General features: G+C 37.8%; 16 protein-coding genes and 1 tRNA gene. All 17 read right to left on the bottom strand.

Features of this window, described 5'->3' with window-relative positions; genetic code table 11:
* Positions 1–58: 58 nt before the first annotated feature.
* A tRNA-Asp gene (locus tag RYO55_RS05490) sits at positions 59–134 on the bottom strand.
* A gap of 50 nt (positions 135–184) precedes the next feature.
* Positions 185–781, bottom strand: a complete 597-nt coding sequence (locus RYO55_RS05485; protein ID WP_118091455.1) for an MBL fold metallo-hydrolase — start codon at positions 779–781, stop codon at positions 185–187.
* Positions 782–796: 15 nt separating this feature from the next.
* Entirely contained in the window at positions 797–2,284 is a 1,488-nt protein-coding gene (locus RYO55_RS05480) for a TrkH family potassium uptake protein (RefSeq protein ID WP_314984509.1), read from the bottom strand.
* 12 nt (positions 2,285–2,296) lie between these two features.
* Positions 2,297–3,637, bottom strand: coding sequence for a Trk system potassium transporter TrkA (trkA, locus tag RYO55_RS05475; RefSeq protein ID WP_118091457.1), 1,341 nt, complete (start codon positions 3,635–3,637; stop codon positions 2,297–2,299).
* 5 nt (positions 3,638–3,642) lie between these two features.
* Positions 3,643–4,551: a S1 RNA-binding domain-containing protein gene (locus RYO55_RS05470; RefSeq protein WP_004693192.1), complete on the bottom strand. Its 909-nt coding sequence runs from the start codon at positions 4,549–4,551 to the stop codon at positions 3,643–3,645.
* Position 4,552: 1 nt separating this feature from the next.
* Complete coding sequence (gene rsfS / locus RYO55_RS05465; RefSeq protein WP_314984508.1) at positions 4,553–4,915, bottom strand: ribosome silencing factor; 363 nt, start codon at positions 4,913–4,915, stop codon at positions 4,553–4,555.
* 16 nt (positions 4,916–4,931) lie between these two features.
* Positions 4,932–6,053 carry an LCP family protein gene (locus RYO55_RS05460; protein ID WP_308521287.1) on the bottom strand — a complete coding sequence of 374 codons (1,122 nt, stop codon included), beginning with the start codon at positions 6,051–6,053 and terminating at the stop codon, positions 4,932–4,934.
* Positions 6,054–6,065: 12 nt separating this feature from the next.
* On the bottom strand, positions 6,066–6,635 hold the full coding sequence (gene yqeK / locus RYO55_RS05455; protein WP_314984510.1) for a bis(5'-nucleosyl)-tetraphosphatase (symmetrical) YqeK: 570 nt from the start codon (positions 6,633–6,635) through the stop codon (positions 6,066–6,068).
* A gap of 3 nt (positions 6,636–6,638) precedes the next feature.
* A complete protein-coding gene (nadD, locus tag RYO55_RS05450; RefSeq protein ID WP_118091460.1) occupies positions 6,639–7,253 on the bottom strand; it encodes a nicotinate-nucleotide adenylyltransferase in 615 nt (204 codons plus the stop codon).
* Positions 7,254–7,392: 139 nt separating this feature from the next.
* A complete protein-coding gene (locus RYO55_RS05445) occupies positions 7,393–8,652 on the bottom strand; it encodes a glutamate-5-semialdehyde dehydrogenase (RefSeq protein WP_314984506.1) in 1,260 nt (419 codons plus the stop codon).
* 9 nt (positions 8,653–8,661) lie between these two features.
* Complete coding sequence (proB, locus tag RYO55_RS05440) at positions 8,662–9,783, bottom strand: glutamate 5-kinase (protein WP_118091462.1); 1,122 nt, start codon at positions 9,781–9,783, stop codon at positions 8,662–8,664.
* Between the two features lie 72 nt (positions 9,784–9,855).
* A complete protein-coding gene (gene yhbY / locus RYO55_RS05435; RefSeq protein ID WP_004693176.1) occupies positions 9,856–10,140 on the bottom strand; it encodes a ribosome assembly RNA-binding protein YhbY in 285 nt (94 codons plus the stop codon).
* An 8-nt stretch (positions 10,141–10,148) separates the two neighbouring features.
* Positions 10,149–11,420 carry a GTPase ObgE gene (gene obgE / locus RYO55_RS05430; RefSeq protein ID WP_314984505.1) on the bottom strand — a complete coding sequence of 424 codons (1,272 nt, stop codon included), beginning with the start codon at positions 11,418–11,420 and terminating at the stop codon, positions 10,149–10,151.
* Positions 11,421–11,437: 17 nt separating this feature from the next.
* On the bottom strand, positions 11,438–12,577 hold the full coding sequence (locus RYO55_RS05425; protein WP_302498843.1) for a S41 family peptidase: 1,140 nt from the start codon (positions 12,575–12,577) through the stop codon (positions 11,438–11,440).
* Position 12,578: 1 nt separating this feature from the next.
* On the bottom strand, positions 12,579–13,760 hold the full coding sequence (locus RYO55_RS05420) for a murein hydrolase activator EnvC (protein WP_374041462.1): 1,182 nt from the start codon (positions 13,758–13,760) through the stop codon (positions 12,579–12,581).
* Positions 13,761–13,765: 5 nt separating this feature from the next.
* A complete protein-coding gene (gene ftsX, locus RYO55_RS05415; RefSeq protein ID WP_118091466.1) occupies positions 13,766–14,653 on the bottom strand; it encodes a permease-like cell division protein FtsX in 888 nt (295 codons plus the stop codon).
* The gene (ftsE, locus tag RYO55_RS05410) at positions 14,643–15,329 is read right to left on the bottom strand and encodes a cell division ATP-binding protein FtsE (protein ID WP_118091467.1); all 687 of its coding nucleotides are present in this window, start codon (positions 15,327–15,329) and stop codon (positions 14,643–14,645) included. The genes ftsX and ftsE overlap by 11 nt, the downstream gene beginning before the upstream one ends.
* Position 15,330 lies beyond the last annotated feature (1 nt).

Genomic DNA, 15,330 nt, shown 5'->3' with positions numbered 1-15,330 from the left:
CTGTCGACACACGGATTTTCAGTCCGTTGCTCTACCAACTGAGCTACCGAGGCATAAATGGCGACCCCGATCAGATTTGAACTGACGATCTTCGCCGTGACAGGGCGACATGTTAACCGCTACACCACGGGGCCGTAACCAAAGTACTTGCTTAGTATATCGGTTATCAGGACTTTTGTCAACACTATACTACAATATTTTTAATAAATTCTTCCTCATTTTTTAATATGGTAGATTCCCTATGTCCTGGCTCAACAATCAAATCCTTGGATAAGGTTAAAAGATATTTCAAACTCTTAAACAAATCAGCTGGATTACTTTTATAATTATCTGTATTTCCCACATTTTGCTTAAATAAGGTATCACCAGTAAATAGATGCCCTTCAATTTCTAAACAAATCGATCCCGCACTATGCCCAGGTGTATGATGAACTAATATATTAAAAGGATCTAAATTTAATTGCCCCTCTACTAAATCATTACAATGTGTATACATTTTTTTCTTATATACACTTGGTCTCCGTCGAATTAACTGTAACAACTCTTGATCTAAAGGATGTAAATAAGCGGGAATATTATAATGTGTACATACTTCATCCAAGGCTGACACATGATCACAATGACCATGTGTCAATAAAACTGCTATGGGTTCAGAATCTGCAACCATATCAATAATGTGGTTACAATGAAAACCCGGATCAATGATTATAGATTTTCCCTCTTTGATAAGCACATAACAATTTGCTTTATAAAGCCCTAGAGGACGTTTTATAACTTCCATATAGTTCCTGCCCTCCTATAGAATACGATATCGTTTAGGAACCTCTTTTTTTATAAAATACCCTTCCCAAAACTGAGGGTGAAGCATAACTAAAATCGTAAATAACTCCAAACGCCCTAATAACATGTCTACAATAGCAATACATTTAGCAGTATCCGGCATAACACTAAAGGAATCAGTAGGACCAAAACCACCAAACCCTAGTCCTACATTGCTAAGAAAAGCCGTAACCACTTGCATAGAATCATATGTATTGAGTCCCGTGCAAGTCATTAAAAAAACAGATACCACATAAATCATTAAATATAAAAATAAAAATTGCTGTGTCATCTGAATCCATTTAGTAGGCATCGGTTTTCCATTAATACGTACTACTTGAACCATATCAGGATGAATTGATTTTCGCAAATAAATTATAGAACTCTTAATCAAAATAATAAGTCGTATAATTTTTACACCACCCGTTGTAGAACCACTACAACCACCAAAAAATGTACAAATAAATAGCATCATCTGTGCTGCAGCAGGCCACAAATCATAATCACTAATAGCAAAACCACTACCAGTTTGAAGAGAAACTAAATTAAAGGCAGCATTTCTAACAATTTCTAAAGGACTAGAATAGCTAGATTGTAATACTAAAGATATTGATACAATGGCAATACCAATAAACACTACAAGCCAGTACATACGTGTTTCAAAATCATTAATTAAAACGCGAATTCCTTTTTGAAGTGCATTGTAATACACAGAGAAATTGCCACCAGCAAGAAACATAAAGAATATAAATACGAAACAAATATAATTACTTTGTTCATAAATAAAAGCCCCTGCTGATGTAGGTGCAAATCCTCCCGTAGCAATAATAGAAAAGGCATAGTTTAACGCATCAAAAGGTTCAATGCCTCCAGCCCACAGCATAAGAAAGCAAAGAGCAGTAAAAGCAATATACAACTGCCAAAGCTTGGTGGCCATTGATTGAATACGCGGCATTACAACACCAGGCTTTGGTACAGATGCCTCTGCATTAAAGAAATGTGCTGCATCTGCTCCTAAATTCTTTAAGAATGATAAGATAAGGACGATGATCCCCATCCCTCCAACCCAGTGCATAAGACCACGCCATAATACAAATGTATTTGGTAACTCATCAACACTATAAATAATAGTGGCACCAGTTGCAGTAATACCCGAAGTGGCTTCAAATAGAGCATCAAAAACATTCGTCAATATGCCACTCCCCAAAAAAGGCAAAGCCCCCAAAATAACCGTAAATATCCAAGTAGCGGATACAACTAAGAACCCGTCACGAATACTAAAGCTTTGACTTTCACAACCGTAATAAGACAAAAATGTCCCCAAAACTAAAGAAAGGCTTGTAGTTATAAGGAATGACCAATATGCAGTTTCAAATACGACACTATATATAAAGGGGATTAAAGTAAAAGCCCCAAATATATAGAGTAGCCGACCCACTAAGGACATAACGATTTGAATTCGCATAGCCCCTCCTTACTAAGTAAGATATTTAAGCAATTTGCTTACCGATTCAGGTAATGTAAAGAGAACGATATGATCACCATCTAAAATTTGAGTATTACCACGAGGTACGATAGCTTCATTTTCCCGTAAAATTACACCTACTAAGGCCTTCCCAGGTAAACGAATATCTTTTAATTGTTTACCTGCCACAGGTGATTCATTGGTAATTTCAATCTCGATAGATTCGGCTTTACCACCTTCAAAGGTAGAAATAGAAACAACCCCTTCTCCACTTCGTACAAAGCGCAAAATTTGACTTGCTGTTAATAAACGTGGAGAAAATACAACATCAATACCTACTTGCTCCATCAGCATAATATATTCCGGCCGACCCACACGAACAACGGTCTTTTGGATACCCATATGCTTTCCTACAAGTGCTACAAGTAAGTTAAGTTTATCATCATCTGTTAGAGCAATAATTACATCGCTATCAGCAATTTCCTCAGCTTCGAGCAAATCAAAATCAGTACCATCCCCATTGATAACCATGGCTTTATCCACTTGATTTGCCAGTTTCTCACAACGGTCAAAGTCTTTTTCAATAACCTTCACAGAAAAACCAGCTTTTTCTAGTAATACAGTTAAGTTACGACCTAAAAGACCTGCCCCAATGATTACAGCCCGTTTATAGAATGTATTATAATTATGGAACCAAAGTTTCTCCACTTCAGAAACGGACTCTTTCAAACCTAGGAAAAATACACTATCATCAGCCTGTAAGCGACTTTCACCATGCGGAATAATCATTTCACCATAGCGCAAAATACCAACTAATAGAACACCTTCAGGAAAGCGAATTTCTTTTAGTGGCTGTTCTAATAGAGGAAATTCATTATTCAATTTGAATTCCATAAGGCGCACAGCACCCTGACCGAACTCCTCAACATCTATAGCTGATGGTGTTTCTAAAATTTGTAGTAACTCTTGAGCTGTAACCATTTCAGGATTGATGAAAAGATCAACACCTAATTGAGCTCGTATCTCCTCATCCATATGTTCCGCCACACTATTATCACGAACGCGTGCAATAGTCGTAGGCACACCTTTTATTTTAGCTACCGAACAGGATAGCATATTAACCTCATCTGAATCAGTAACAGCAATAAACATACCAACATCAGACATATCGATCTCATTCAATAATTGAACATCACTGCCATTCCCTAAAACTAGGCTAACATCTAATGTATTTTCAAGATTATGAATGCGTTCTGGTGAGCGATCGATAACATATACATCATGATCGTCTTGAATAAGACGTTGTGCTAATGAATAACCAACCTTACCAGCGCCTACAATGACAATTTTCATCGTCTTTATTCCTCATCTTGGGACTCATCACTAACAAGAGGTGTCCATTGGCGACCTATGTCGGTAAGCAATGTCCAACCATCCTCCTGAACAATTTTTTTCTCTTTCATTAAATGCCCTAAGGCACGTTTGAAAGCAGCCTTACTAATATTGAACTTATCTTTAATCAACATCGCTGAAGACTCATCACTATATGGCATCTTTCCACCGCGATTTAAAAGATATTCCATAATAATATCACCGTCTGAAACAAGAGCTTTTTCCTTTGTAGGGCGCATAGACACATTGACACGACCATCATCGCGTTTGAAAGTAATACGCCCTTCAATCATTTCCCCTACTTTTAACTTTCTCGTCATTTCAGATCGATGTAAAAAGGCAATCCAACGCTCAGGAGTGATAAAAAATGCCCCCTCACTCGTTAAGTTATAGATAGCACCTTTTACAAGTTGACCAACCGTAGCTTCAGTAGCAGCTTTAGAGGCACGACGCATTTCATCATCTACATCCATGGAGACCGCAAAACGGCCAGATTTATCTGTATAAAGACGAACCCATACCTTTTCCCCTACCTGAGGGCGACCACGCATCTCCGCATGAGGCATAAAGATACCACGTTCTGTGCCAACCTCAACGAAGCAACCAAAATTTGTCGTATTGATGACCTCAACATAACCAATTTGGCCAACCTTCATAGCTGGTAAACGCATAGAAGCAGTTAAACGCCCCTTTGGATCGCGATATAAAAATACTTCTACCTCATCTCCTATAGTAACTGGTGAAGTTTGTTGATCTTTATGAAGCAAAATATCATCATTTGTATTGCCTGTTTGACCATCTAGAAAAGCACCTTGGTCACTAGTACGCAATACTTTCAATGTGGCAATTGTATTTTCCAACAATTCTGTAGCCATATTATACTCCTTCAAATGGAACTCGACTAGCGTCATTCCACAATTCTTCTAAACCGTAGAATTCACGCAATTCATCACCACCAAAGACATGACAAATTATATCGCCAAAATCCAATAAGATCCATTCACCTTCACGATAACCTTCTCTATGCTGTACTGTTATACCTAATTCGGCTGCTTTATCTTCCATTTCATCAGCAATGCTTTGAGACTGCTTAATATTATTTGCACTGGCAATCAAAAAATAATCACCTAACATTGAAATACCTTCTAAATCAAGAATTTCAATATCTCTGCCCTTTTTATCAAATGCAGCTTGTGCAAGTTCTAATACGATTTGTTTAATATCTTCTTTCTTTTTCATTATATTGCCTCTTATCTTATCGCTTACTACCGCTCTCCTCACCTGGTTCTGTGGGCTTTGTAATAGTGCCACCATTATGTTCCGATTCAGGTGCAACTTTCGACATACTATTTGTTGGTGCAGATATAAATTGCGTCATTTCATTAGCTGGTAAATTGCCCATTGTAATACCCACTAAACGTTGAGCTTCCGTAGGATTTACCTTCCAATAAGTCGTTTCACCTATAAGCTCTTTTTCACCAGGAAGAATATAGAAGTGGATCTCTTCCTTATTAATTTTGCTCGCATTATATACCAGTTTAATAGCATCTAAAGTGGAGATATTACTATCAAAATGCTCCCAAATACGCCAAATATGCCATGCATTTGTTATAAAAAATGCATTATGCTCTTGTTCCACCCACAACTTTAAAAATCGCTCTTGTCGTTGCACACGAGTAAAGGTATCGTGTTTAGGATCAGAATATCGTAAATATGCTAAGGCATTATTACTATCTAATGTTTGATAACCACGTCGTAAATCAATATCCTTATTGCCTTCTGCATCAACATGTTCCATCGGTTGCTCTACATAAATTTGTTGATTCCCTAACACATCATTAGTTTTCTTGAAAGCATCTTGATTAACTACCACGTAGTATGGTATTGAAATATGGAACATATCCTCAATAACAGCTTTAGTAAGCTCAATACCACCTTTTTCGTAAATACCATTTAACATGGTCGCATCTGTTTGGTCACGATTATCGATTTTACTATTACTTGGAATGCCAATAACATCCATGGTTTTTTGATCAAGATTTACAGATAATAGGAATAAGCTATCACCTTGGCTAGGATTATTGTCATCAGTGCCAATAACCAAAATATATAGAGGTTTATCTAAACCTTTTTGCTCTACTGATACAGTATTTGCGTCCTGTTTATTTCCACTATCTGTCACAGCTTCAGTAACTTCAGTAGTTCCTACAATTGCTCTATATGCATATGATACGCCACTATATATGCCATATCCTATCCCACCGACCAGAGCCAAAACTACAACAATAGCCAAAATGACTCTAGGCCACTTTACAGATGACTTTTGTTGACGTCTTTTTCTACGTCGGCGAGCTCTTGCTCGTTCACGCTCGTCCATATAAAAACTCCATTATTTACAAGATTTTAATACATCATTACGACCAAGAATGGTCAAAGGATAAATAGAAAGATGTTGCTCAATAAGGTGATTAATAGTATTGTCAAAGCCAAGCAATACAGCTCTATCGAGATTTTCTTTAGCTACCTTTCGAAGTTCATCAACACCTGGGAAATGACGATTAGGTTCAATATAATCTGCTAAGAATATAACTTTATCTAATGTGGACATCCCTACCTTACCAGTTGTATGAACACGAATAGCTTCTAAAACTTCTGAATCGGTTATAGAAAACTCAAGTTTAGCTCGAATCATACCTGCTAATCCATGTAAAAGATTACCATTGGCTAATAATTCTTCATCAGCTTTGTAATTATTCTCCTTCACCAAATCTTGCATCTCTTTCAAAGGCATTTCTTTAGCACAATCATGTAGTAATGCCGCTAATCGTGCTTTTTCTACATCAACATTATAAAGTTTAGCCAACTGAGTTGCGGATTCAACAACACCCAGGGTATGCTTAAAACGTTTTTTCCCCATCCATTGGCTTACCCTATGTTGTATTTCATCAAACGATAACATCATTTATTCCTTCCCATATATATGGTTTTCTTCTATATAATCCACTACACATTTAGGTAGCATATAACGAACTGTCTTTCCAGACCGTAAGCGCTCTCGTAAATACGTAGCAGACAATTTCATTTCAGGCACTTCCATAACATGTATTTTTTCCCGTGCTTTAGCTCCTAATTCATCCAAAGTAGAATCAATAGCACTCGATCCATCTGGTCTAGTAGCTCCAATAAAATGAACCTCGTCTATCAGTTCATCTATAAATTTCCAAGTCGGTAATGCACGAATAGTATCAGTCCCTGCAATGAAGTAAAATTCAACAGTAGGACCATATAGTTTTTTAAAATATTGAATCGTATCAACGGTATACGAAGGGCCCTCTCGGCGCATCTCTACATCAGAAATTTCAAAATTGGGATTATCCAAAACTGCGGCCGCCGTCATAGCATAGCGATGATGACTATCAATCACATCATGTTGCTTATGTGGTGGAATACGAGCAGGTACAAAGATAACCTTTTCTAAATTAAAGCTCTCACAAGCCACCTCTGCAATCATTAGATGACCTAAATGAATGGGATTAAATGTTCCACCAATTATACCTATGCGACGTTTATCTACCATAATACGGTCACTCCCTTAATGACAATGACACAAATAATGATGAATATGAGCAATGCTTTTATATAGGAAATCCATTCATATCGTCCCTTTGGTGTTTGAATGTATCTATAGTATGCTCTTACAAAATAATATAGTCTCTTCACGTCCGTACTTGACCTTCTCCAAATACAAAGTATTTATAAGATGTTAGAGCCTGTAACCCCATAGGTCCTCGAGCGTGAAGTTTTTGTGTACTAATGCCGATTTCTGCTCCAAAGCCGAACTCAAAGCCATCTGTAAAACGTGTAGATGCATTATGGTATACAGTAGAACAATCTACTAAATTCATAAACACATTAGCTCGCATAGGTTCATCTGTAATAATAGCCTCAGAGTGATGAGTAGTATACCGATTCACATGTTCAATAGCTTCTTCAAGATTTTCAACGATACGCACATTTAAGTCCATATCATTGTATTCTGTGTTGAAAGAATCCTCTTCTAGAGGAATTGTGTTTTCCATATATTGAGCTACAGCTTCATCTCCGTGAATACGAACACCGTATTCTTGTAGTGCTGTATCAAGACGTGGTAAAAAATCAGAAGCCACAGCATGATGAACTAACAGTGTTTCCATAGAGTTACACACAGATGGACGTTGAACTTTAGCATTGACTGCAATTTCTAAAGCCATCTCTAAATCAGCATATTCATCAACAAAGGTATGACATACACCACTACCAGTTTCAATAACAGGAATGCTACTATCTTCTACAACACGACGAATAAGTCCAGCGCCACCACGTGGAATAATTACATCAATATATTCCCGTTGTTGTAAAAGTACACCAACCATATCTCGATCAAGCACCTCAACAAGTTGAATAGAGTCACCATTAATACCTAGAGACTCTAAGGTATTCCGCATGATAGACACGATGATTTGGTTCGTGTGGAAAGCCTCTTTACCACCCCGTAAAATTGTAGCATTTGCCGTCTTTAAACAAAGAACACCTGCATCAATGGTTACATTAGGACGGGCTTCAAAGATGATACCAATTACACCAAAAGGTACGGATCGCTTTTCAATAATCAAACCGTTAGGACGAGTGATTGTTTCTATAATAGAACCTACAGGACTTTCAAGAACAGCCACCTGACGTACCCCTTCTGCCATTTGAGCAATGCGACTAGGTGTCAAGGTTAATCGATCTATCATAGTTCTAGGTAAATTATAGCCAACAGACTTTTCTAGGTCTAATTCATTAGCCGCCATAATTTCATCTGTTTTTGCTTCTACAGCATCAGCAATTGCTAATAATGCAGAATCTAAAGTTTCTTGGTCGAGTTGGGCTAATTCAAAAGATGCCATTTTAGCTCTCTGGCCCATATCTTTACAAATTTCTTCATACTGGTTCATAGGATTTCCTCAGTGTAATAAAACTAGATTATTACGATGTACAGCCTCATCATAGGTCGTATTAATACCCAGAATTTCGGCTATATCATTTGTATTGTGACCTTTAATCGCCTTCATATCATCAATACTATAATTAATAAGTCCACGACCAATTTCCTTATGATTATGATAAATGGAAATTGTATCACCAGGTCCAAAAGTCCCCTCTACTTCAATAATACCAGCGGGCAAAATACTAGCACCCTTATCTAAAACAGCCCGAGCGCAACCGTCATCAATCGTAATAGAGCCTTTTAATCGTTTACCAAAAGCCAACCAATGATGCTTACCAGATAAACTTGCATCATGGGCTTCAAAGAGTGTCCCAATTTGTTCACCCTTACATACACGACGAACAGAATCCTCTACTTCACCTGAGGTGATAACCATTGGTACACCAGAATTTGTTGCCATATGAGCAGCTTTAATTTTTGTATACATACCACCCGTTCCCATATTAGAACCAGCACCACCTGCAATAGCATAAATTTCATCGGTGATTTCAGAAACAGTTTCTATCAAAGTAGCATCTGGATTGGTGGCTGGGTTAGCCGTATATAAGCCTTCAATATCTGACAAAATGATAAGTAAATCTGCATCTACAATACCTGCTACAGTGGCAGATAATGTATCGTTATCACCGATTTTAAATTCTTCGATAGCAACCACGTCATTTTCATTGATAATAGGAATAACGTTAAGTTGCAATAAAGTATGTAATGTATTACGTAAGTTAAGATAACTATGGCGTCCAGTACTATCCTCTTTCGTTAAAAGAATTTGCCCTACGGTGCGACCATATTCTCGAAACATGCGCTCGTACATATGAATGAGAATACCTTGACCTACTGCAGCAGCTGCTTGCTTTAATACGAGGTCTCTAGGCTTTTCCTTAAAGCCTAAGGGGGCAAGACCCGCACCAGTAGCACCAGAGGAAACAAGAATAATTTCTTTACCTTGGTTAGCCAAATCTGATAATTGGCGCACTAATCTTTCAATACGCTCCAAATTTAAATGTCCGTTAGTGTAACAAAGCGTACTGCTACCAACTTTGACTACAATTCGTTTTGCATTAACGATGGTGCTGCGCATAGACTCACCTCCTAAGGTTAAAATTCTCAACTACGATGTATACAAATTTTTATGATCTACTAAATTATAAAATTATTTTGGCAAAATGATTTTAGGTTCTTTTTTAGCTTTATATAAAACACCATTAAAGCCAATCACTTGAACTAATTCAGCGCCAAGCATATCTGCTAAGTCTTGAAAAATTGTCTTATCTTCAGGACTATTATTATGTAATTTAACCTTAATAAGTTCGCGTGCTGTAATCGCTGCACGAGCACTATCAATAACGCTATCCTCTAAACCATTTTTACCAATTTGGACAACTGGTGGTATTGTAGCCGCCAATGAACGTAAATACCGTTTTTGTTTTCCTGTCATTATTACTCCTACTCTTGGAAAGTAAAGCGTTGATCGCCGATTACAACTTCATCACCGTCTTTACAGCCTTTTTCCTTCAATTTTGCATCAAGCTCCATAAAGCGCCAAATACGTTGGAATCTACGAAGAGATTGATCATCATCAAGATTTGTCATAGCTACTAATCGTTCAATACGTTTGCCTGTAATGTAGAAAGCAGCATCATCACCGCGAGTAATTAGAAACTCTACATCTTGTTTTGCTTCGTATACAACTGTATCATCAGTTGCTTCAGGCTCTGGCTCGTAGTTTTCTACATAGTAGTAAGCTCGTTCCATAAGCTCTGGCAAACCTTCACCACTTAAGGCGTTAATGAGGAATACCTCATAGCCTTTATCTTCAAAATATTTTTTTGTTTCTGGAATCGTCCTATCATCAAAGACCATATCAATCTTATTAAGAGCTACGATTTGTTTCTTATTAGCCAATTTCTTAGAGTATTTACGTAACTCTTCATTAATCGCATCAAAGTCGACCTTAGGGTCTCGACCTTCCATACCAGATACATCTAGAACATGAATTAAAATATTCGTACGTTCAACATGACGTAGGAAATTGTGACCTAAGCCCACACCTTCACTAGCCCCTTCAATAAGGCCTGGAATATCAGCTAAAACAAAGCTACGATCACCAGAAATTGTAACTACCCCGAGTACTGGTGTTAGTGTAGTAAAATGATAGGCAGCCACCTCTGGTTGAGCCTTAGATACTTTTCGCAAAATACTAGATTTACCTACAGATGGATAACCTAATAAACCTACATCAGCTAATACTTTAAGCTCTAATTGTAACCAGAATTCTTCACCAGGTTCACCCTTTTCTGCAAAGGTTGGTGCACGGTTAGCACTCGTTTGGAAGCGAGCATTGCCACGGCCGCCACGACCACCTTTGGCAATAACAAAGGTATCGCCATCGTTGACAAGGTCGCAAAAGATTTTACCTGTTTCTTCATCTTTAATTACAGTTCCCAATGGAACAGGAATGATGAGAGCCTCAGAACCTCGACCGTGTTTATTAGAGCTTTCACCATTACCGCCAGCCGGTGCCTTAAACTGACGTTTATATCTAAAGTCTACAAGCGTATTAATATTCTTGTCAGCTTTAAAAACAACATCCGCTCCTTTACCACCATCACCACCACTAGGGCCGCCATTTGGCACGTATTTCTCTCGACGGAAGCTGGACATACCATCCCCACCGTCACCAGCTTTAACAAAGACGCGCGCTCTATCTATAAACATAATTTAACTCCTATGCATTATTGCTGTAATAGCTCTAATGCCTTTTTAATTTGAATATCATCTAATGTACTAGATGGATGTACACCTTTTGGTAAATCGATTTCTACATCAGGTTTAATACCTGTTCCATCAATAACACGATCACTTGGTGTGTGGTACTTAGCAATAGTTACTTTAATTCCTTCATCATCTAAACTAGGGAAAATAGTTTGAACGGTACCTTTACCATATGTATTAGTACCTACGATAGTGCCTAATTTACGATCTTGAACAGCGCCTGCTATGATTTCTGATGCACTAGCAGAGCCCTTATTAACTAAAACAACCAACGGCATAGCTACATCAGGTCCATCTGACTTATAAGTATCCTTTTTACCTGATCGATTTTGTACCGTTACGAGTGTACCTGGAGGCATAATATAGTTAGATATCTTTTCAGTAGTAGATAATAAGCCGCCTGGATTATCTCGTAAGTCCAAGACAAGGGCCTTCATACCTTGAGATTGAAGCTCTTTATATTGAGTAGCAAAATCTTCTGCGGTATTTTCTGCAAACTGACTAATACGAATATACCCAACTGTGCTAGTTAGCATTTTACTTTTAACAGTAGGCAAAACAATGGATTCACGAGTGATATCAAAATGCAACTTTTCACCATTACGCTCAATATCAAGAGCTACAGTAGTACCTGCTTCGCCACGAATACGAGAAGATGCTTCCTCTACCGGAATTTCAGTAGTAGCTTGTCCATTGATAGCAATAATGTGGTCTCCAGGTTTAATTCCAGCTTTGAAAGCTGGTTGGTCTTCCATAACGCTAACAGCATATAGACCTTTATCATCAGTACCAAGGACCATACCGACACCAGCATATGTTGCAGATGTTTGCATTTTCATGGACTTATATTCTTCTGCATTTAAATAAACACTATGCGGTTCTCCCAAAGAGTCAATTAACCCCTTTAGCATACCATCATAAAGGGTAGTTTTAGCCATAGGTGTCATAAAAACTTGACTCGCAGTATAATAGGCTATAAATAATCTTGGCAGACCCCAGAATGAACCGGAAAGGTACCAAAATGTAAGCCACATAATAACGATGCCAGAGCCTATATATTTCAATAGACTCCATAACACCGTACGTGTATCTAATTTCATATTATAAATATCCCATAGGATCCACAGGATCCCCACTTATACGAACTTCAAAATGTACATGTGGCCCTGTACTATTGCCTGTGCTACCAGCATAGGCAATAACTTGACCCTTACCTACATCTTGCCCTTCAGAGACAGCAAGTTCAGAATTATGTCCATAAAGAGTAGACATGCCATTACCATGATCGATAACTACGGCATATCCATAGCCACCCATCCAACCCGACCAAGCAACAGTACCACCATCTGCAGCATGAACAGGTGTACCTTCATCAACACCAATATCAATGCCAGAATGATAAATTGTAGTGCCCCAAATCGGATGTGTACGATAGCCATATGGAGAAGTAATCTCGCCACTTACAGGCCACCCAAGTTGACCAGTTCCTTGTACCCAAGAATAACCAGATGAAGACTGTTGAGCCGCAGCAGCAGCACGAGCCGCCGCACGCTCTGCTTGGCGAGCTTTTAATAGAGAAGTAATTTGAGCGGAAGAAGCATTAAGTTCTTCTATCGCTTGCATTGCGATAGCACGATCATTTTGCGCTTTTTGAAGAACTACTTCACGTTCTTTCTTCTTCTGCTCTATTTCAGCTTGTTTTGCAGCAGCTGCTTTTTCAAGCTCAACTAATTTTGCCCGAGACTGTTCTAGTGCTTGCTTTCTAGCCTCTATTTCAGCACGTTCTTTTTTGATTTCCTCAATTAATTTAATATCAGAATCAATAATTCGTTTTAAAATTTCTAAACGATTAGCAAAGTCTGTAAAATCTTTAGATCCAATAACTACATCTAAGTAACTTAAACGACCGTTAATATAAATATCACGTACACGCTTATAAAATACGGCTTCTCGCCCTTCTAAGCGCTTTTGTGCTTCAGCAAGTAATTTTTCATTCACCGTAATATCATTCTCAACAGCTATACGTTGTTGTTGAATAGAATCCAATTGTTGCTGAGCCTGACGTAATTGTTCTTCGATTTGACGTAACTGTTCGGATACACTGACTATTACAGTTTCAGCATCTGACTTTATGGCATTTTGTTGATTAACTTGTTGTTGTATTGAATCGAGTTGATTTGTTAAATCTTCGTCCTCTGCAACGATATATAATGGTGTTCCCAATACCACTATACCAGTCAAAATTGCCGCTACGAAACGAGATTTAAATATACTATTATTCATAAACATTACACCTTCATGTATTGTTTCAAAGAAATAGTACTACCAATAGCACCTACTACTATGCCGCCACCTAAGATATAAAGGGCTACATCATAGAAGAATGGGAACATTGGTACTAAAGGGAAGAATGCTAATGATTCAGAAACTTCCATTGTGATGAAATGATAAAATTCACCAACGCAAAGAACGGCAATGATAGCACCAATTAAGCCTAACAACATGCCTTCAATCAAAAATGGCCAACGAATAAATCCATTAGTAGCACCTACATATTTCATGATTGCAATTTCTTTACGACGTGCGAATACAGTCAACCGAATTGTATTTGAAATGATGAATAATGTTGCAGCTGCTAAGAAAGCAATCAATACAATGCCACCAATGCGAATTACTTGCGTAATGCGGAAAAGCTCTTCTACAATATCTTGACCATAATGTGTACTTTCTACACCTTGGAATGTAGTAGCTAATTTTGCAGTCGCTTTTACATCACTAGGATTATCAAAAGTCAACACATACGAGTTAGGTAACGGATTAACATCACCTAAAGCATTTACCAATTGTTGCTGATCACCAAGGCGTTCTTTGAACTCCTTCATAGCTTGTTCTTTATTAACAAATTCTAAATGCTTTAAGTTAGGTATAGCCTTAATTTGCTTTCCTACTGCCATAATTTGATCAGTTGTTAAACCATCCTTTAAGTAAATACTTAACTGTACTTGATTTTCTAGACTGGATGCCATGTTATTCAAATTAATGACACCACAAAGGAATACGCCAAGCATAAATAAGGACAAAGCCACTGTAGAAATGGACGCTAATGTCATAAGTCCATTACGTTTCATAGACTTCAGTGCTTCTTTAAAATAGTACTTTATCGTTCTAAGCTTCATTAATTTCTGCACCTCTCATATTATCACTTTGAACACGGCCATCTTTTAGACGAATAACGCGTTTATTCAAGTACGAAACAAGATCCATATTATGAGTAACCATAATAACGGTAGTGCCAAAATTATTGATATGTTTGAATAACTCTACAATATCCTTACTAGTATCTGGATCGAGGTTACCAGTAGGCTCATCAGCAATTAAAACTGTTGGGCGATTAACAATAGCACGAGCAATCGCAACACGTTGTTGTTCCCCACCAGAAAGATCCTCTGGTAAGTCATTAGCCTTATCAGATAAACCAACTAGGTCTAATACATGACTCACCTTTTCTTTAATGATTTTTGGTTTTTCTTCAATAACTTCAAGAGCAAAAGCAATATTCTCTGCTACCGTTTTATTAGGCAATAAACGGAAGTCTTGGAATACAACGCCAAGCTTTCTCCGCAATTTAGGAATTTTACTGCGCTTTATACGCGTAACATCAAAGTCATCAACAATGACAGTACCAGCATCTGGCACTACTTCATGCGTTAATAACTTAAATAAAGTTGATTTCCCTGCACCACTGTGACCACAAACGAGAACAAATTCACCATCGTTAATAGTTAAACACACATCGTCTAATGCAACAGAACCATTATCATAGACTTTACTAACATTCTTAAATTCAATCATG

Origin of the sequence: uncultured Veillonella sp., from assembly GCF_963551295.1 — a bacterium.
GTDB lineage: Bacteria > Bacillota > Negativicutes > Veillonellales > Veillonellaceae > Veillonella.
Note: the sequence above shows the minus strand (reverse complement) of the source record. Positions and strands in the feature narration are given on the sequence as shown.

What these genes read in the sequence shown, in the direction of transcription:
- RYO55_RS05485 (WP_118091455.1), bottom strand. Translation starts at nt 781, where the DNA reads ATGGAAGTTATAAAACGTCCTCTAGGGCTTTATAAAGCAAATTGTTAT.
- nadD (WP_118091460.1), bottom strand. Translation starts at nt 7,253, where the DNA reads ATGGTAGATAAACGTCGCATAGGTATAATTGGTGGAACATTTAATCCC.
- ftsX (WP_118091466.1), bottom strand. Translation starts at nt 14,653, where the DNA reads ATGAAGCTTAGAACGATAAAGTACTATTTTAAAGAAGCACTGAAGTCT.
- rsfS (WP_314984508.1), bottom strand. Translation starts at nt 4,915, where the DNA reads ATGAAAAAGAAAGAAGATATTAAACAAATCGTATTAGAACTTGCACAA.
- obgE (WP_314984505.1), bottom strand. Translation starts at nt 11,420, where the DNA reads ATGTTTATAGATAGAGCGCGCGTCTTTGTTAAAGCTGGTGACGGTGGG.
- RYO55_RS05480 (WP_314984509.1), bottom strand. Translation starts at nt 2,284, where the DNA reads ATGCGAATTCAAATCGTTATGTCCTTAGTGGGTCGGCTACTCTATATA.
- yhbY (WP_004693176.1), bottom strand. Translation starts at nt 10,140, where the DNA reads ATGACAGGAAAACAAAAACGGTATTTACGTTCATTGGCGGCTACAATA.
- ftsE (WP_118091467.1), bottom strand. Translation starts at nt 15,329, where the DNA reads ATGATTGAATTTAAGAATGTTAGTAAAGTCTATGATAATGGTTCTGTT.
- RYO55_RS05445 (WP_314984506.1), bottom strand. Translation starts at nt 8,652, where the DNA reads ATGAACCAGTATGAAGAAATTTGTAAAGATATGGGCCAGAGAGCTAAA.
- RYO55_RS05470 (WP_004693192.1), bottom strand. Translation starts at nt 4,551, where the DNA reads ATGGCTACAGAATTGTTGGAAAATACAATTGCCACATTGAAAGTATTG.
- RYO55_RS05460 (WP_308521287.1), bottom strand. Translation starts at nt 6,053, where the DNA reads ATGGACGAGCGTGAACGAGCAAGAGCTCGCCGACGTAGAAAAAGACGT.
- trkA (WP_118091457.1), bottom strand. Translation starts at nt 3,637, where the DNA reads ATGAAAATTGTCATTGTAGGCGCTGGTAAGGTTGGTTATTCATTAGCA.
- RYO55_RS05420 (WP_374041462.1), bottom strand. Translation starts at nt 13,760, where the DNA reads ATGAATAATAGTATATTTAAATCTCGTTTCGTAGCGGCAATTTTGACT.
- proB (WP_118091462.1), bottom strand. Translation starts at nt 9,783, where the DNA reads ATGCGCAGCACCATCGTTAATGCAAAACGAATTGTAGTCAAAGTTGGT.
- yqeK (WP_314984510.1), bottom strand. Translation starts at nt 6,635, where the DNA reads ATGTTATCGTTTGATGAAATACAACATAGGGTAAGCCAATGGATGGGG.
- RYO55_RS05425 (WP_302498843.1), bottom strand. Translation starts at nt 12,577, where the DNA reads ATGAAATTAGATACACGTACGGTGTTATGGAGTCTATTGAAATATATA.